A 17,070-nucleotide genomic window follows, 5' to 3' on the forward strand; every position below is an offset into this window, starting at 1 on the left:
AAACGCTGGTCGATCTTCCCCCTCCACGGTGGAGCATCGACCAGAAGATCCCAGGGGCGCCGAGCGCTGGTCGATCTTCCCCCTGCTCGGGGGAAGATCGACCAGAAAAGCCGTGGGGTGGGCGGGGGTGGGTGGCTGGCTAGAGGGTGGGCTTGCAGCCGCCGGGGCACGGCGGCGGGTACTGCGGCGGCTTGGCGTCGGCAGGGACCTCGGGGTAGAGCGCCACCGCCCCCTTGGGGTCGAAGACGTTGGCCGGGGTGTGCGGCATCTCGCCGGGGAGGTACCGCTTGCCGCCGTCGGCCGCCATCATCATCCCCTTGTCGACCTTGCCCTGCTCGTCGGGGCCGCGCAGGTCGGGGTTCCACCAGATCACGCCCATGTCGTCGACCGCGGTGAAGTCGGGGTTCTGGAACAGGTCGTGGTCGCCGAACGAGATCCGCGGCGCGGTGGGATAGCCACCGGTGGGCGGGTAGGCGAACAGGCCGTCGCGGAACGTCTCGGGCGTGAGGTGCGGCCCGGCCATGTGGATGCCGGTCATCAGCGTGCGGATCGGCTCGGTGATCACCGCGACGGTCTTGGCGGCAGGTGGCTTCGCGCCCCAGTACCACTGGTAGGTGGTCCAGGCGTCGGTCTTGTTCTGGGGGACGCGGGCCGGGAGGCTCGAGACGCCGAAGGCGTGGGCCCACTGCTTCTGGTCGTACTCCCGACCGAAGACGGTGGTGTCGGTGAGCACGGTGCCGGTGATGATCCACTCGGGGAAGTAGTTCTGGTCGGTGGCCGCCTTGGTGAGGTAGATCGGCATGACCGGGTCGCCCAGGAACACGACGGAGGTGACCTTGGCCTCCTTGAGCCGGGAGATCAGGACGCGCGCCTTCTCCGGCAGGTCGGGGATCACCAGCTGGTAGGTGAGGTTGACCGCGGGGTCGTACCCGCGTGCCTTCCCCGACTTGTCGACCGCGGCTTCGACTCCGCTGAACACCGGCGGATCCTGCTCGAAGTGGACCACGCCGAAGTTCCTGGTCTGCGACCGGAGCTCGGGGCTGCCGGCGAACTCGGCCTTCTTGCCGAGCAGGCGCTCGATGATGAAGTCGCCCAGGTTGAGCAGGTACTGCTCTGGGGTCTGGAGGTTGCCCCACAGGTAGGGCTTGTACTTCTGGTAGGTGGAGTCGGGCATCGACAGGCCGCACGACACGCACACCACGCCGCGCTTGGCCAGCTCCTCGGCGTAGGCCGACTCCTGGGCCGGGCCGCCCACCGAGGCGAAGGCCTTGATCTCCTCGGCCACCTTCACCGCGTCGGCCCGGGCCGAGGTCTCGTCGGAGCCCGAGCCCTTGAGCTTGACCACCTTGATCTTGCGGCCCCACGTCTCGTAGGTGTTGGCGAACATGTCGATGACGTTCTTGGTGGTGGTGGCGGTGTCGGCCTTGGTGTCGAGCTGGCCCTGGAGGCTGGCGGCCAGGTCGTCGTCGGCCGGCACGTAGACCACGACGGTGATCTGGGTGGCGGTCACCCCTTGGGGGCTGACGTTGGGCTTCACGTCGGGACGGGCCGCGGCGCACGGCGGCGCGTACAGCGACGGGACCTTCATGCGACCGGTGGCCGGGTCGCACTTGGGGCCGAAGTCGTACTGGTCGAGGTCGCCTTCGGCCTTGGCGTCTTGGTAGTAGACGGGCAGCTGGGCGTTGGCGCTGCCGGTCTGGCTGCCCGATGCGGGCGCACCCTTGGCGCTGACCGACTCGTTGCGGCCCGTGGACGACAGGGCGGCGACCAGGCCGATGGCGACGAGGACGACGACCAGCGGCCCGAACCTCGCCACGAGCGAGCGGCGGGGAGGAGGGGTGGCGGTGGGAGGGGTCATGAGGGCTCCGTGGTGGCACCGGCTGCCGAGGCAGGACCGGAACGGCTGATGACGGCTCGATCGCCGCCCAGGTACGACTCGACCACGTCGGGGTGCGCCAGCACCTCGGCGGGCGTGCCGATGGTGATGAGGCGGCCCTGGTCGAGGGCGACGAGTCGGTCCGAGACCGACGAGATGAGGGTCATGTCGTGCTCGATCACGATGAGGCTGGCGTCGAGCGCGTCGCGGATGCGCAGCAGCAGCGGGCCCATCGCCTCGGCCTCTCGCTGGGCGATGCCCGACGACGGCTCGTCGAGCAGGACGACCGACGGACGGTGGGCCAGGACGCAGCCGAGGTCGACCACCCGGCGCGAGCCGGTGGACAGCTCGCCGATGAACTTGGTGCGGAACGCCTCGAGCCCGAGCAGCTCGATCAGCTCGTCGACCCGGTGGTGGGCGGCGGTCTCGCTGTCGACGAACGGCGGCAGGCGGAAGGCGGCGTTGAGCGGATCGCGCACGTCGAGCCAGCGCTCCAGCGCCACCATGAGGGTGTCTTCGACGGTGAGCGAGGGGAACAGCCGCGAGTCCTGGAAGCTGCGCCCGAGCCCCAGTAGGGCCCGCCGATCGGGGCTGAGCCCGGTGAGGTCGGTGGCGCCGAGCTGGACCTGACCGCCATCGGCCGGCAGGAAGCCGGAGATGAGGTCGAGCAACGTGGTCTTGCCCGCGCCGTTGGGCCCGATCAGGCCGACCACCTCGCGCGGGGCCACCGAGAACGTGACGTCGTCGACCGCCCGGATGCCGCCGAACGACACCGACAGGCCATCGACCGTGAGGCCCGGCCCGCTGCCGGGGTGGTCCTCGTCGGCGACGGGCTCCGACGCGAACGCAGCCCCCAGCGCGCCGTTGAGCTTCACCGGCACCGGGGCCGACGGCGCGCCGTGCTGGTCGCCGAGGCCCGCCGCCGCGCCCTGGAGGAAGACCGAGCGCAGCACGTCGGGGCGGTCGAGCAGGTCGGCGGTGGGCCCGTGGAAGCGGATCTCGCCCTTCTCCATGAAGTAGGCGGTGTCGGCGACCGTGAGGGCGACGTTGACCGACTGCTCGACCAGGATGATCGTGGTGCCCTGGTCGCGGAGGCTGCGGACCACGTCGAGCAGCTGCTCCACCACCACCGGAGCCAGGCCGAGCGACAGCTCGTCGATCATGAGCAGCTTCGGCCGGGTGAGGAAGGCCATCGCCAGCGCCAGCATCTGCTGCTGGCCGCCGGACAGGTCGGCCGCGGGGTCGTCCATCCGCTGCTGGAGGATGGGGAACAGGGCGAGCGCCTCGGCGACCCGCTCCGAGCGCAGCGCGCTGTCGCGGCGCAGCATCCAGCCGGCGGCCCGCAGGTTCTCCGTGACGGTGAGCGACGGGAACACGCCCTGGCCGCCCGGCACCATGGCGATGCCGAGGGGGGCGATCTCGTCGGGCGGGGCGTGGGTGATGTCGCGCCCGTCGAACACGACGGCCCCACGATCGGCTGGGGCCACCCCGCAGATGGCCTTGAGCAGCGTGGACTTGCCGGCGCCGTTGGTGCCGAGCAGGGCGATGATCTCGCCCTCGGCCACGTCGATGTCGACCCCGAACAGGACCCGCACGTCGCCGTAGGCCACCTGCACCTTGCGCACGGTGAGCAGCGGGAGCTTGCCCTGGGCCCGGTCCTCGAGCATCTGGGCCCGCGTGGCAGCGCCCGTCCACACCTGGGCGATGTCGTCATCGATCACCCGGCCGACCGAGGCGATGAGCAGGCCGCCGATCAGGAACACGGGCGCCATCAGCACCATGCCCCAGCGGAAGCCCCACGTGTCGCCCATCCAGCCGACGAGCGGGATGACGACCAGGCCGGGCAGCACGAACAGCGCCCCGATGGAGAAGCCCATCGAACGGGCCCGCGGCGGGATGGCCAGCGAGAGCGACGCCAGCACGCCCGGCCCGACGATCACGAGGGCGCCGGCGATCAGGCAGTGGGCGGCGATGGCGACGAACACGTTGGCGGCGGTGGCGAACACCAGTGCCATGACCGCGGCGAGCGCCGAGGCGTAGGCCAGCGCCTTGAAGATCTCCGAGGCGCCCTTGCCCAGGGCCTTGGTGGTCAGCCGGGCCCCGATGACGATGCCGGCGATCTCGACGAACTGCACGGGGATGTTGGCCCACGCCCGCTGCCACTCGGTGAGGTCGAACGTCTCGGCGTACTGCAGCGCGGCGAGCGACCCGAAGCCCACGATCGACGCGGCCAGGAACGGCAGCGCGGTGAAGATGCGGCGCAGGCTGCGGATGGTCCACACCATGCGGATGGCCTCGGCGAACGACGGGGGCGGCTCCTCGAGCGTGGTGTCGACCCCGAGGTCGGCGGCCTCGCGCTCGAAGTGGCCGCGGCCCGGATCGCGCAGGCGGAGCCCCAGGATCACCAGGAGGAACGTCGGCACCGCGAACACCAGGAACGGTGCCCGCCAACCGAAGAGCGTGCCCAGCCCGGCGCCGATGAGCAGGCCGAGCACGATGCCGATGCTGTTGGCGGCGCGGTGGATCGAGTAGATCCGCGGGCGGCTGGAGATCGGGTAGTAGTCGGCCAGCAGGCTGTTGTGCGTGGGGAACACGACGCCCTGGCCGATGGCGGCGCCCGACCGCATGATCACGAGGATCAGCACCGTGGTGGCCAGGCCGGTCCCGAACGAGAACGCCCCCCAGACCGCCGCACCGATGAGCGCGATGTAGACCCGGTTGGAACGGTCGGCGAGGTGGGCGATGGGGACCGTGAGCAGCAGGGCCACCGCGGCCGCCAGCGCCACCACCGACAAGATGCCGGTGTTGGACAGGTGGAAGCTGTCGCGGATCTCGGGCAGCAGCACCAGGTACGCGCTGCGGTCGAGCTCGTCGGCCATGTTGAGCCCGAACAGGATCAGCAGCGGGTACCAGCCGGCGGCGCCCAGCCAGTCGGGCCGCCAGCGCGAGCCGGTGGCGGCAGGCGCGGGCGCCGGATCGTCGGCCGGCTCGACGGGGGCGGTGGCGGTGCTCACGAGTCGACCCCCACCGGCTCGTCGACGGCCGAGCCGTCGAGCCCCGCCGGCCGCTCCGGCATGGCCACCCGGATGGCCTCGGGCAGGTCGTCGCCGCCCTCATCGGCCAAGAGGCTCGCCACCACGATCCCCCGCCGCCGGGCCAGCGAGCGCAGGCCGGCGTCGCGCAGGCGGTACACCAGGTTGCCGAGCCCGCCCGGCAGCACCAGCAGCACGACCAGCACGCCCAGCGCCGAGGGCAGCAGCTGCCACGGCGCCGGCAGGAACCACTGGCCGCCGTTGAGGAACAGCGAGCCGATCACCGCACCGGCGAGCGAGCCGATGCCACCGACGACGGCCGCGGTGAACACCCCGAGGCTCCCGGCCACCACGAACGGCTTCTCGTCGTAGGCGCCGTTCACGTGGACCAGCAGGCACCCGGCCACCGCCGCGAGGAAGCCGGACAGGGCGAAGCCGAGGAGCTTGGCCCGCACGACCGACACCGAATAGGCGGCTGCGCCGCGCTCGTTGTCACGGACGGCGAGCAGGACCCGACCGGTCCGGCTGTGACGGATCCCGGCGACCGCGAGGAACGCGAGGACGACGACGACGAGCACGAACTCGTACATGGCCGCCTCGGTGCCCAGGTCGAAGTGCCGGAACAGCAGGCGGGGGGTCACGTCGCCGCGCGGGATCCAGCTCTGCTCCTTGCGGTTGAGCAGGTAGTTGGAGCAGGCCAGCGAGAACGTGAGCGTGGTGACCGCGAGGTACAGGCCGGACAGGCGCAGCGCGGGGAGCCCGACGACCACCGCCACCACGGCGCCGGCCAGGCCGGCGAGGATGAGCGCCAGGCTCAGGTCGATGTGCCACGTGGCCGAGGAGATGGCGCCCACCACGGCCCCCACGGCCACGAACGACATCTGGCCGAGCGAGATCTGCCCTCCCCACCCCGTGAGCACCACCACCGACAGCGTGATGAGGGCGAACACCAGCACCGTGGACGCCTTGAGCTCCTGGCTCGGCGCCAGCACGAGCGGCAGCACCGCGGCGATGGCCACCGCGGCCACCGGCAGCAGCACCCGCGACCAGCGGACCAGGCGGAGGCGGGCCAGCTCGATCGGGATCGGCCGGACCTCGTCGGCCGAGGTCCACGACGACGCGGTGTCGATGTCGGAGCGGCGGATCGACACCCGTCGGGTGAGCAGCACGACGAGCAGCACGGCGGCGAGCACCAGGTAGCTGCGGCCCTCCTGCGCGGGGTACTTGGCCACGACGCCCTGATCGAGGATCTCGAGCGCCACCGCCGAGAGCGTGATGGCCGGCAGGTGGTCCATGCGGCCGATGATCAGCGCCGCCATGGCGAACACCAGGGCCTGCGGGCTCAGGGCGCTGGCCGCGCTGAACCCGAAGATCGACACGTGCAGGAAGACGCCGGCGAACGACAGCACCGCCGCGACCGACCAGACCAGGGTCTGGAGGCGCCGGACCGGGATGCCGAGCAGCGCGGCGCGATCGGTGCGCTCGGCGCTCGCCCGCACCGCGATGCCGACGTCGGTGCCGCGCAGGAACAGGGCCAGGCCGACCAGCAGCAGCGGCGCGACGATCATCGCCGTGATCTCGCTCCCGCCGAAGATCTGGCTCCCGATGCTGAGGTGCGCCTGGAACGGATCGGGCAGGGTCTGGTCGGTGAAGATCTTCTTGTGCCACAGCCGGGGCATCAGCAGGCCGCACACGATGAGCAGCTGCGACAGGCCGATCGTGGCGACGGTGAGCAGCAGCCGCGGCGCCCGGTGGAACCGCCGCACGATCGCCAGCTCGATCACCGCGCCCAGCACGATGGCGGCGGCCAGTCCGAGGACCACGCCCAGCAGGTACGGCAGGCCGGACACGGCGATCAGCCCGACCGACAGCGTGGTGGGGATGGTCCCGAGATCGCCCTGTGCGAAGTTGAGGATGCGGTTCGCCCGGTAGATGAGGGCCAGCCCGAGCGCCACCAGGGCCGTGAGCAGGCCGACCACCACGCCCAGCGCCCACGTGCCGATCCCCATCGGGAACACCACCAGCTGCAGCACCAGGATCGCGAGGGCCGGCACGTACGGCCCGAGCGGTCGGAGTGCGGAAGGGACCTGGAGATCCAGGCCGCGGCGGCGACTCATGGGCGACAGTCGATTCCCCTGTGCTGACGACAGATCCCGGACGACCCCTGTCCGGCAAAGTCCTTGCACCCTACATGCAAGTTGTTCGCCCGTCTCGGCGTGCGCCCGACCCCGGGCGAGATCGGGCGGGGGTCAGAGGCAGGCGCTGATGGCGTCGGCGAGGGCGGTGTCGCGAGCGGTGAGGTGGCCCACGTCGTGGCTCATGAGGTCGATCACGACCCGGTTCCACGAGTTGGACCAGTCGGGGTGGTGGTCGAGGCGCTCGGCCTCGACCGCAACCCGCCGCATGAACGCGAACGCCTCGGCGAAGTCGGCGAACTCGAGCTCGCGGTGCAGGTGGCCGTCGACCAGATCCCAGCCGGCGGGGATGTCGGGTGCTGCGGATGCATCAGTCATGGTTCCGGAACTCCTTCAGTTGCTCGGGGGTGAGCACCCAGGCCTCGATGATCGAGTCCTTCCACGAGTTCTGCGCGGGGTTGGCGATCAGCTCGTCGAGCAGGTCGGGGTCGATCACCGGCGAGGTGAAGTACCCGGCCTTCAGCGCTTCCAGCACGACCGGGCTGCGCAGGGCCTCCTCGGGATCGTCGGCCAGGCTGGCGAGCACCTGGGCGACGAAGGCGCGCTGGCCGTCGTTCTGGAGCAGGCCGTCCTCTCCGTGGAGGCCGCGGAGCACCTCATCGGCGTTGGGTGACACGACCACATCCTGCCCCCGGATCTGGTCGGCCGCCTCGGCGCGAGCGGCCCGAGCGGGGTCGAGGTCGAGCCGGGCGACCAGCTTCCCTGGCAGGGGGTCGATCGGGTCCGTGGCCGAGACGATCACCACGGCGGCGTCGTAGTCGCCCTTCTCCACGTTGCGGTCGCCGTAGCCCTCGTCCTGGTTGCGCGGGACCCCGAGCACGTGCCCCTGCTCCACCAGCTCGAGCGCCACGGGTGGCGCGGTGGCCAGCACGGCGGACGCCCCCAGCGGGATGACCAGGACCCGGCGCTTGCCCTTGGTGGCCTCGGCCACCTTGGCGTTCATCGTGTGCTCGAAGTCGAACAGGGCCTGGTCTCGCCGCACCCGCGGCCCGGCGAACCCGATGCTCGCCACCGGGATGAGGGCGATGGCCACCAGCGCGACGCCGGCCACGATCGGGCGCAGCTGCGGCGACCGCTCGGCCACCGCCCGACGCCGAGCCAGCCACGAGCCGAGCGCCCAGAGCAGCGCGATCCAGGCCAGCACGCTCGTCACGAACATCCAGCGGTAGAAGTTGATGCGCTGGGCCTCGAGCGAGGCGGGGACGTTGGTGCCGTTGTACGCGCCGATGAGCGCGGTCACCAGCGCGGTGACGGCCAGCGTGGCGCGAGACCGGTTGCGCCGGCGGTCGAGCACGGCGATGGCCACCAGGGCGACGATGACGAGCAGCGAGCCGGCGATGGCCGCCTTGCTCAGCGGGGCGAACATGTCGACGCCGGACAGGCGGGTGCGCAGCACCAGCGGCGGCGCGCCCAGGGCCCGCAGCCCTTGGTGCACCCCGGACCAGAAGCCCTGGACCTCTCGCTCGGAGGACTGGGCGAACCGGCCCATGCGCGAGATGTTGCCCGACCCCCACAGCTGGTCGATGAGCACGGGCAGCCACGCCACGAGCGACACGCCCACGGCGCCCAGGATCCACGGCAGGGGCCCGACCGGGTCGGGCACGCTGTCGTCGACGACCGGCGCCGTGGTCTCCGGCACCCCGGCGATCGCGGCGTCGACGGGGTCGGTGGGCGGATCGGTGCCCGCACGGGTGCGCCGCCAGCGGAGCCAGGCCACGACGCTGAGCAGCACCCCCAGCCCGATGTAGAGCGAGATGCCCAGGGCCACGCCGAGGACCGCCAGGTGCTGCTGGGCCACGTAGGCCAAGACGAGCGCGGTCAGGGGCAGCAGCCTGATGTCGCCGTCGACGATGGCCCACGCCAGGGCGGCCAGCGCCAGCATCGGGATCCCGCCGGCGTTCGAGCTGATCGGATCGGTCAACAGGGCCGGCCCCTCTGACCAGGCGAGCGACGAGATCACCACCGATCCGAGCAGCCCGGCCATCACCCCGCCTCGGCGGAACACCACCCACGCGGCGATCAGCACCGAGCCGGCGTTGATGATGCCGACCCCGATCGGCATGCCGAGGTCGGAGCCGAGCAGCTTCACCGTGGGCGCCAGCAGGTAGAACTCGATCGGGCCCGGGTGGCGCGGCGGCGGATCGTCCTTGACGTAGTGGCTGGCGGTGCTCGGCTGGCCGGTGAGGGGCGGGTGCGCGCTGAAGACCTCGTGGACGCGCAGGGCGATCAGCGCCTCGTCGTTGCTCGGCGTCCAGTCGACGCGGGCGCTGTTGATGACGCTGGCCGCGAACGGGGCCACCAGGGCCAGGGCAATCGCCAGGACGAGCCACCGCTGCCGGGCCGCGAGGTCTCGCAGTCGGTGCACCCGGCGACTGTAGTGGCGGACCCCAGGGGTGAGGGGGGCAGCCTCAGGCGCCGAAGGGGCCAGGACCAAACGGGTCGGCAAGGGGATTTGCCTCGGCGGGTGCCTTCTCGCCCTCGGGCAGGTAGGCGGCGTAGCCGTCTCGCTCGAGCTCGTCGGCCAGCTCGGGACCGCCGGTCTTCACGATGGCGCCCTTGGCCAGGATGTGGACCACGTCGGGCTTCAGCTCGTTGAGCAGCCGCGTGTAGTGGGTGATGGCCAGCACCCCGAGACCGGTCTCGGTGGTGGCCTGCTCGACGCGGCGCGAGCAGGCCCGCAGCGCATCGACGTCGAGCCCGGAGTCGAGCTCGTCGAGGATGGCGATCTTGGGTGCGAGGACGCCCAGCTGCAGCGTCTCGTTGCGCTTCTTCTCGCCGCCCGAGAGGTCGACGTTGAGGTCTCGGCCCAGGAACCGCTCGGCGAACCCGATGCGCCCGGCCTCGGTGAGGACGGCCGCAGCCACCGTGGAGGTGTCCTTGCCGCCGGCGGCGAACGCCGCTTCGAGCACCGCCTCGACCGACACGCCGGGCACCTCGGTGGGGTACTGCAGCGCGAGGAACAGGCCCGCCTGCGCCCGCTCCCAGGTGTCCATGGCCAGCACGTCGACCCCGTCGAGCGTGATGGAGCCCCCGATGACCTGGTAGCCGGGCCGGCCCATGATCACGTGCGAGAGGGTGGACTTGCCCGAGCCGTTGGGGCCCATGACGGCGTGCACCTCGCCGGAGCGCACGACGAGATCGATCCCCTTGAGGATCTCCTTGCCGTCGACGCCGGCCCGCAGGCCTTCGATCACCAGTTCAGACATCAGTTGGTCCCTTCGGCGTCGTCGATCTCGACGAACACCTCGTCGTGCTCGTCGACCCACGCCCGGTACACCGGCACCGCCCGCGTGGCCGGCAGCACATCGGGCTCGCCGGTGACCAGCGAGAAGGAGCTGCCGTGCTTCCAGCACTCGATGTGGCAGGTCTTGGCGTCGACCTCGCCCTCGGACAGCGAGATGTCCTGGTGGGTGCAGACGTCACCGATCACGTACACGTCGGACCCGATCCGCACGACGGCGACGCGGTGGTCGTCGACGTCGAAGCGCTGGGCCTCGCCATCGGTCAGCGCCGCGAGCGGCGCGATGGGGTGCGCCGTCATCGGAGGTCCTCGGCGACCCGGTCGAGCTTCTCGGCGATGCGCAGGGTGACCTCGGCCACGAGCGCGGCATCGGGCAGCTGGCGGACGACCTCGTCGAAGAACCCGGCCACGATCAAGCGGTCGGCGATGGTGGGCGGCACCCCGCGGCTCTCGAGGTAGAAGCGCTGCTCGGGATCGACCGGGCCCACCGTGGAGGCGTGGCTGCACCGGACGTCGTTCGTCTCGATCTCGAGGTTGGGCACCGACTCGGCCCACGCGTGCTCGGAGAGCTTGACGTTGCGGTTGGTCTGGAAGGCGTTGGTGCCGCGCGCTTCCTTGTCGACCCGGATGAGGCCGGTGTAGACGGACCGGCTGTGGCCCCCGACCGCCCCCTTGAAGAGCAGGTTGGAGGTGGTGTCGGGGGCGTTGTGGTGCTGGAAGGTGCGGAAGTCGAGCGTCTGGTCGCCATCGCCGAAGTAGGCGGCGAGGAGGTCGCCGGTGCCGCCGCGGCCCGACAGGGTGCAGTCGGTGCGGAGGCGGGCGTAGGCGCCGCCGAGGCCGACGAGCCCCACCCGCAGGTGCGCCTCCTGGCCGACGTCGGCGACGAGGGATCCGACCTGCCAGGCCTGCTCGCCCAGCTGCTGGATGGCCACGAAGTCGAGGCGGCCGCCCCGCTCGACGCGCAGCTCGGTGAGCGGCACCGACAAGACGGTGTCGGCCGACGAGGTGGTGCGCTCGATCACGATGGCTTCGGCCGCTTCACCCACCAGCACGACCAGGCGGGGGAACCCGATGGCGTGCTCGCCCGAGAGGTGCGTGCCGACGATGAGCGGCTCGGTGAGGCGGACCCCTCGGGGCACGGTGATGACGATGGGGTCGACGCTGAAGGCGTCGTTGAGCGTGGCGAACACGTCGGGGCCGCCGGCGGCGACCGAGCCGAGCCCCGAGGTGCCGTCGGTGAGGTCGGCCGCCCGGGCGATGGACACGCCCTTGTCGATCCACTCCTGCGGCACGGGCACGTCGGTGGCGACGGCGTCGGCGGTGGGCGTGAACGTGTCGAGGGCCAGCTCGCCGACGCGGCTGTAGCGCCACACCTCTTCTTCGGCGCTCGGCAGCTCGGCGTCGGCGAAGCCCTGCGCGGCGCCTGCCCGACGAGCCCGCAGCCACTCCGGTCCGGCCAGCGCCGTGGCCGCATCAACAGTGAAAGCGCTCAGGGGAACGGGCCTTTGCTCGGAGGGATGTCTGGGCTGGCCGCCTGGGTGGGAGCACCCGTTCGGCCAGCGGTCCATCCTACCGGTGCACGCAGATCAGCCACCACCCCTGGCAGACTGCGGCCATGCCAATGAGGCAAGACTGCAAGTTCTTCGAGTCCCGCACGTACGGGAACGGCGAGACGGTTCGCAAGTGCGATCTCGATCTGGCCCCCGAGGCGCCGTGGCGCTGCCCCGACCAGTGCCAGGCGTACCAGAAGCGCCTGGCCGACGTGAACTGGGCCCACGGCACGCTGGTCACGCCGCCCACGCCGGCCGAGCCGCCCGGCCTCGACGACCGCGGCGACGACATCGCCGCCCTGCTCGATGAGGCCGAGGACATCGTGAACGCGGCCGGTCCCCGCATCCGCGCCGAGGTCGACGGCCAACGGGCCCTCGACCAGAAGCCCGGCGTCACCGGCAAGCTCGGCCGGCTCTTCCGCCGCAAGCCCAAGCACAGCTGACCCGTAGCCCACCACCAGGTTTGGCCTGCGGGGTCACCGGCTCCGTAGCCTCCCCCTCGTCGTGGACAACGCCCTGTACGAGACCTTCACCCGTGATCAGTGGCGCTCCCGTCGGGCGGCCACGCCCCTCACGCTGACCGCCGCCGACCTCGACGAGCTGCGCGGCCTCAACGAGGCGCTCGACCTCGACGAGGTGGAGTCGGTGTACCTCCCGCTCTCGCGCCTCGTGAACCTCCACGTGGCCGCGGTCCGGGGCCGCCAGGACGCCACCCAGGTGTTCCTCGACCGCACCTCCGACCGGGTCCCCTACGTCATCGGCGTGGCCGGCAGCGTCGCGGTGGGCAAGAGCACCACGGCCCGCGTGCTCCAGGCGCTCCTGGCCCGCTGGACCGACCACCCGCGAGTCGACCTCGTCACCACCGACGGGTTCCTGTTCCCCAACGCCGAGCTCCAGAAGCGCGGCCTGCTCACCCGCAAGGGCTTCCCCGAGAGCTACGACGTCCGGCGCCTGCTCGAGTTCCTGCAGGGCGTGAAGTCCGGCGCCGAGGAGGTGCGGGCCCCCACCTACTCGCACCTGACCTACGACGTGCTGCCCAGCGAGCACGACGTCGTGGTCCGCACGCCCGACATCTTGATCGTCGAGGGCCTCAACGTGCTCCAGGTGAGCCGGGGCACCACCGCCTTCGTGTCCGACTTCTTCGACCTGTCGATCTACGTCGACGCCGACGTGACCGACGTGCGCCGCTGGTACGTCGAGCGGTTCCACACGCTGCGCGCCACCGTCTTCCAGCGCCCCGACTCGTACTTCCAGCGCTACGCCGAGCTGAGCGACGAGGAGGCCACCGAGACGGCCCTCCAGATCTGGAAGGACATCAACGAGCGCAACCTCGTCGCCAACATCGAGCCCACCCGGGACCGGGCCGATGTCGTGCTGCGCAAGGGCGGCGACCACCACGTCGACGAGGTCCGCCTGCGTCGGATCTGACCGAGCCCTCGATCGCGGTGGTAGCCATGGCCCATGAGCTCCCCCATCGGTTCCGTGGCTGCGTGCTGGCGCTACCCGGTCAAGTCGCTCCAGGGCTTCCCCGCAGCACGGGTCTCCATCGAGGCTCCGGGCGTCCGGGGGGACCGGGAGCACGCGGTCATCGACACCGAGACCGGGCACCTGCTCTCGGCCAAGCGGCTGGCGGCGCTGCTGCAGGGGTCCGCCACCGACGAGCGCGTGACGTTCCCCGATGGCCAGGTGCTCCTGCTCGACGACCCCGCGGTCGACGAGGTCCTCGGCAGTTGGCTCGGTCGCCCCGTGCACCTGGCCTCGCTCGACGAGGCCGGTGAGCGCTCGTACGAGATGACGTTCGACCCGCCCGACGACACGGCCGAGTACTACGAGATCCCGGCCCCGCCCGGCTCGTTCCTCGACCTGGCGCCGGTCCACGTCGTCACCCTCGCCACGTTGGCCGGCTGCGCGGCCGCTCGGCCCGACCTCGACTGGGACGTCCGGCGCTTCCGCCCCAACCTGGTCCTCGATGTGGACCTTCCCCCGTTCGCCGAACAGGAGTGGGTGGGCCGCCGGCTGGCGGTGGGCGGCGTGACCCTGTCGGTCGACTCCCCCACGGTGCGCTGCGCCATGCCGCTGCGCGCCCAGCCGGGCGGCATCGAGCGGGAGCCCGGTCTGTTCAAGGCGATGGGTGAGCTGAACGAGTCGTTCCCCAACCACCTCGGCCTCTACTGCTCCGTCGCCGAGCCCGGTGACGTGGCCACCGGCGATCCGGTGGCCCTGACCTGACCGGCGGGGAGCCCCGCCGGGGGCGGGTCAGCCGACCGAGCCCTCCATCTGGAGCTCGATCAGGCGGGACCACTCGACGGCGTACTCCATGGGGAGCGTCTTGGTGACGGGCTCGATGAACCCGTTGACCACCATGCCCATCGCCTGGTCTTCCGACAGGCCGCGGCTCATCAGGTAGAAGAGCTGCTCGTCGGCCACCTTGGAGACGGTGGCCTCGTGGCCGATCACCGCGTCTCGAGCACCGACCTCCATGTAGGGGTAGGTGTCGGAGACCGACAGATCATCGAGGATGAGCGCGTCGCACTGGACGTGGCTCTTGCAGCCGTAGGCGTCGTCCTCGACCCGGATCAGGCCGCGGTAGCTGGTGCGGCCGCCGTCCTTCGAGATGGACTTGCTCACGATCTTGGAGGTGGTCTCCGGCGCGGCGTGGACCATCTTGGAGCCGGTGTCCTGGTGCTGGCCGGCGCCGGCGTAGGCCACCGAGAGCACCTCGCCCGAGGCCTTGGGGCCCACGAGCCAGACGGCCGGGTACTTCATGGTGAGGCGGCTGCCGATGTTGCCGTCGATCCACTCCATGTGGCCCTCGGCCTCGACCCGGGCCCGCTTGGTGACCAGGTTGAAGACGTTGTTCGACCAGTTCTGGATGGTGGTGTAGGTGACGCGGGCCGAGGGCTTCACGATGATCTCGACCACCGCGGAGTGCAGGGAGTCCGACGTGTAGGTGGGCGCCGAGCAGCCTTCGATGTAGTGCACCTCGGAGCCCTCGTCGGCGATGATCAGGGTGCGCTCGAACTGGCCCATGTTCTCGGCGTTGATCCGGAAGTAGGCCTGCAGCGGCATGTCGACCTTGACGCCCGGCGGGACGTAGATGAACGAGCCACCCGACCACACGGCCGTGTTGAGCGCGGAGAACTTGTTGTCGTTGGGCGGGATGACCGTGCCGAAGTACTGCTTGACCAGCTCGGGGTACTCGCGCAGGGCGGTGTCCATGTCGCAGAAGATGACGCCGAGGCGCTCGAGGTCTTCACGGTTGCGGTGGAACACCACCTCGGACTCGTACTGGGCGGTGACGCCGGCGAGGTACTTGCGCTCGGCTTCCGGGATGCCCAGCTTCTCGTAGGTGTTCTTGATGGCGTCGGGCAGCTCTTCCCACTCGTCGACCTGCGCGTTGGTGGGCTTGATGTAATAGAAGATCTCGTCGAAGAAGATCTCCGACATGTCGCCGCCCCAGTTGGGCATGGGCCGGCGCTCGAAGGCCTTGAGGCTCTTCATGCGCTTGGTGAGCATCCAGTCGGGCTCGCCCTTCATCCACGACATCTCGTTGACGATGTCGGTGTTGAGCCCTCGCTTGGGCTTGAAGACGTAGTCCTCGGCGTCTGACCACCCGAGCTTGTACTTGCCGAGGTCGAGATCGGTGACTGCCATCGCTGGTTCCTTCGTGGAGTACTGGCGAATTTCTCCTACGCCGATGGTAGCAATTACCCGGTCCAGCGCCCACCCCAGGCGAGGCGAGTTCCGGGCTCCCCCGCTGATCCCACGGAACGGGGGTGTCAGCCGCGGTCGGAGAGGTCGTACTCGGCCAGGTAGTAGGGGTGGTCGGGGTCGTAGGTGGTGAGCGGGACCGGGTGGGGCGCACGGCCGATGGGACGGCGATCGGATCCGGGCTCGCCGGTCAGGGCGTCGCCCAGCGAGGACCGGGCCTGCTCCACGTGGACCATGAGCTCGGCGACGACGTCGGGATGGGCCGCGAGCACGTCGTCGCGCTCCCCCGGGTCGGCGTCGAGGTCGTACAGCTCGACGCGCTCGGTGCCGTGCTTGGCGAGGTGGAGCTTCCACCGGCCGACGCGGACCGCTTCGAGGTCGTCCATCCAGTAGTAGAGGAACACCTCGTGGGGTGACGGGCCCCCGTCGAGGAGCACGGCGCTGAGGTCGCGGCCGTCGATCGTGCGATCGGCGGGCACCTCGGCTCCGCCCAGGCCGGCGAGCGTGGGCAGCAGGTCCATCGCCGTGGCGACCTCGCCGGTGGCCTGCCCGGGGGCGATCCGACCGGGCCACGACACGATGAACGGCACGCGCATGCCGCCCTCCCAGGTGGTGGTCTTGGCGCCTCGGAGCGGAGCGTTGCTGCCGCCGTCGACGCCGCGGGAGCCGTTGTCGCTGGTGAAGATCACGATGGTGTCGTCGGTCAGGCCCAGCTGCTCCAGCTCGCGGACGATCACCGAGGTCGACCAGTCGATGGACTCGACCGCGGCGCCGTACGGGCCGTTGGTGGACTGCCGGGCGAAGCGCTCCTGCACGTAGATCGGCACGTGCACGTACATGTGGGCCAGGTACAGGAAGAAGGGGTCGTCGCGAGCGTCGCGCAGGAAGCGCACGGCCTCGGTGACGTAGCGCTCGGTGAGGCCGGCCTGATCGGGCTGCTGCTCGATCACGTCGTCGTCGAGCAGCAGGGGCAGGGGCGGGAGGTAGTAGGGCTCGACCCCGTCGGCCGGTGCGTCCATGGGGACCTGGCGACCCATGTCGTTGCTGTAGGGCAGGCCGAGGTAGTGGTCGAAGCCGTGGTCGGTGGGCAAGAAGCCGGGCTGGTCGCCGACGTGCCACTTCCCGATCATCTGCGTCCGGTAGCCGGCGGCGCGGAGCACGTCGGCGATGGTGACCTCGCTGGCCGGCAGCCCGAGGTCCTGGCCGGGGAACAGGACGGGGATGCCGTCGAGCGACCCGAACCCGATGCGGGGCGGGTAGCACCCGGTGAGCATGGCGGCCCGGGACGGCGAGCAGACCGGCGACGCCATGTAGAAGCTGTCGAACCGGATGCCGCGGCCCGCCAGCGCGTCGATGGCCGGCGTGCGGTTGGCGGTCGAGCCGTAGCAGCCGAGGTCGCCGTACCCGAGGTCGTCGCAGTTGATGAGGACGATGTTGGGACGGCGGTCGGACGGGTCGGTCACGG

General features: G+C 70.9%; 13 protein-coding genes. 3 read left to right on the top strand and 10 right to left on the bottom strand.

Annotation, left to right across the window (positions count from 1 at the left end; genetic code table 11):
• Positions 1–139: 139 nt before the first annotated feature.
• The 8 genes from ACPPVX_RS03460 to sufD all read right to left on the bottom strand — a co-directional run bounded on the left by ACPPVX_RS03460 (position 140) and on the right by sufD (position 11,717).
• Positions 140–1,858, bottom strand: coding sequence for a hypothetical protein (locus ACPPVX_RS03460; RefSeq protein WP_426573495.1), 1,719 nt, complete (start codon positions 1,856–1,858; stop codon positions 140–142).
• Entirely contained in the window at positions 1,855–4,890 is a 3,036-nt protein-coding gene (locus tag ACPPVX_RS03465) for an MFS transporter (RefSeq protein ID WP_426573496.1), read from the bottom strand. The genes ACPPVX_RS03460 and ACPPVX_RS03465 overlap by 4 nt, the downstream gene beginning before the upstream one ends.
• Complete coding sequence (locus ACPPVX_RS03470) at positions 4,887–7,025, bottom strand: ABC transporter permease subunit (RefSeq protein WP_426573497.1); 2,139 nt, start codon at positions 7,023–7,025, stop codon at positions 4,887–4,889. Before ACPPVX_RS03470 ends, ACPPVX_RS03465 begins: the two co-directional genes overlap by 4 nt.
• 132 nt (positions 7,026–7,157) lie before the next feature.
• Positions 7,158–7,421 carry a 4a-hydroxytetrahydrobiopterin dehydratase gene (locus ACPPVX_RS03475; protein ID WP_426573498.1) on the bottom strand — a complete coding sequence of 88 codons (264 nt, stop codon included), beginning with the start codon at positions 7,419–7,421 and terminating at the stop codon, positions 7,158–7,160.
• Positions 7,414–9,468 carry a hypothetical protein gene (locus ACPPVX_RS03480; protein WP_426573499.1) on the bottom strand — a complete coding sequence of 685 codons (2,055 nt, stop codon included), beginning with the start codon at positions 9,466–9,468 and terminating at the stop codon, positions 7,414–7,416. Before ACPPVX_RS03480 ends, ACPPVX_RS03475 begins: the two co-directional genes overlap by 8 nt.
• 43 nt (positions 9,469–9,511) lie before the next feature.
• Entirely contained in the window at positions 9,512–10,309 is a 798-nt protein-coding gene (gene sufC, locus ACPPVX_RS03485; RefSeq protein WP_426573500.1) for a Fe-S cluster assembly ATPase SufC, read from the bottom strand.
• Positions 10,309–10,644, bottom strand: coding sequence for a Rieske (2Fe-2S) protein (locus tag ACPPVX_RS03490; protein WP_426573501.1), 336 nt, complete (start codon positions 10,642–10,644; stop codon positions 10,309–10,311). The genes sufC and ACPPVX_RS03490 overlap by 1 nt, the downstream gene beginning before the upstream one ends.
• Entirely contained in the window at positions 10,641–11,717 is a 1,077-nt protein-coding gene (gene sufD, locus ACPPVX_RS03495) for a Fe-S cluster assembly protein SufD (RefSeq protein WP_426573502.1), read from the bottom strand. The genes ACPPVX_RS03490 and sufD overlap by 4 nt, the downstream gene beginning before the upstream one ends.
• A gap of 242 nt (positions 11,718–11,959) precedes the next feature.
• Between sufD and ACPPVX_RS03500 the strand changes: the two genes are divergently transcribed.
• The 3 genes from ACPPVX_RS03500 to ACPPVX_RS03510 all read left to right on the top strand — a co-directional run bounded on the left by ACPPVX_RS03500 (position 11,960) and on the right by ACPPVX_RS03510 (position 14,123).
• A complete protein-coding gene (locus tag ACPPVX_RS03500) occupies positions 11,960–12,337 on the top strand; it encodes a hypothetical protein (RefSeq protein ID WP_426573503.1) in 378 nt (125 codons plus the stop codon).
• A gap of 61 nt (positions 12,338–12,398) precedes the next feature.
• On the top strand, positions 12,399–13,322 hold the full coding sequence (gene coaA, locus ACPPVX_RS03505; RefSeq protein WP_426573505.1) for a type I pantothenate kinase: 924 nt from the start codon (positions 12,399–12,401) through the stop codon (positions 13,320–13,322).
• Positions 13,323–13,355: 33 nt separating this feature from the next.
• On the top strand, positions 13,356–14,123 hold the full coding sequence (locus tag ACPPVX_RS03510) for an MOSC domain-containing protein (RefSeq protein WP_426573506.1): 768 nt from the start codon (positions 13,356–13,358) through the stop codon (positions 14,121–14,123).
• A 27-nt stretch (positions 14,124–14,150) separates the two neighbouring features.
• Here the strand turns inward: ACPPVX_RS03510 and sufB are convergent, their stop codons facing one another.
• Both sufB and ACPPVX_RS03520 read right to left on the bottom strand, forming a co-directional pair.
• Positions 14,151–15,548 (bottom strand): Fe-S cluster assembly protein SufB, encoded by a 1,398-nt coding sequence (sufB, locus tag ACPPVX_RS03515; protein WP_426573507.1) that lies wholly within the window; start codon positions 15,546–15,548, stop codon positions 14,151–14,153.
• A gap of 125 nt (positions 15,549–15,673) precedes the next feature.
• Positions 15,674–17,068, bottom strand: coding sequence for a sulfatase family protein (locus ACPPVX_RS03520; protein ID WP_426573508.1), 1,395 nt, complete (start codon positions 17,066–17,068; stop codon positions 15,674–15,676).
• Positions 17,069–17,070 lie beyond the last annotated feature (2 nt).

The organism is Aquihabitans sp. McL0605 (assembly GCF_049993875.1).
Taxonomy (GTDB): domain Bacteria; phylum Actinomycetota; class Acidimicrobiia; order Acidimicrobiales; family Iamiaceae; genus Aquihabitans.

Excerpts from the sequence above, each read along its gene's own strand:
- ACPPVX_RS03460 (WP_426573495.1), bottom strand. The coding sequence starts at position 1,858 with ATGACCCCTCCCACCGCCACCCCTCCTCCCCGCCGCTCGCTCGTGGCG.
- ACPPVX_RS03510 (WP_426573506.1), top strand. The coding sequence starts at position 13,356 with ATGAGCTCCCCCATCGGTTCCGTGGCTGCGTGCTGGCGCTACCCGGTC.
- ACPPVX_RS03475 (WP_426573498.1), bottom strand. The coding sequence starts at position 7,421 with ATGACTGATGCATCCGCAGCACCCGACATCCCCGCCGGCTGGGATCTG.
- sufB (WP_426573507.1), bottom strand. The coding sequence starts at position 15,548 with ATGGCAGTCACCGATCTCGACCTCGGCAAGTACAAGCTCGGGTGGTCA.
- ACPPVX_RS03470 (WP_426573497.1), bottom strand. The coding sequence starts at position 7,025 with ATGAGTCGCCGCCGCGGCCTGGATCTCCAGGTCCCTTCCGCACTCCGA.
- ACPPVX_RS03500 (WP_426573503.1), top strand. The coding sequence starts at position 11,960 with ATGCCAATGAGGCAAGACTGCAAGTTCTTCGAGTCCCGCACGTACGGG.
- ACPPVX_RS03490 (WP_426573501.1), bottom strand. The coding sequence starts at position 10,644 with ATGACGGCGCACCCCATCGCGCCGCTCGCGGCGCTGACCGATGGCGAG.
- sufC (WP_426573500.1), bottom strand. The coding sequence starts at position 10,309 with ATGTCTGAACTGGTGATCGAAGGCCTGCGGGCCGGCGTCGACGGCAAG.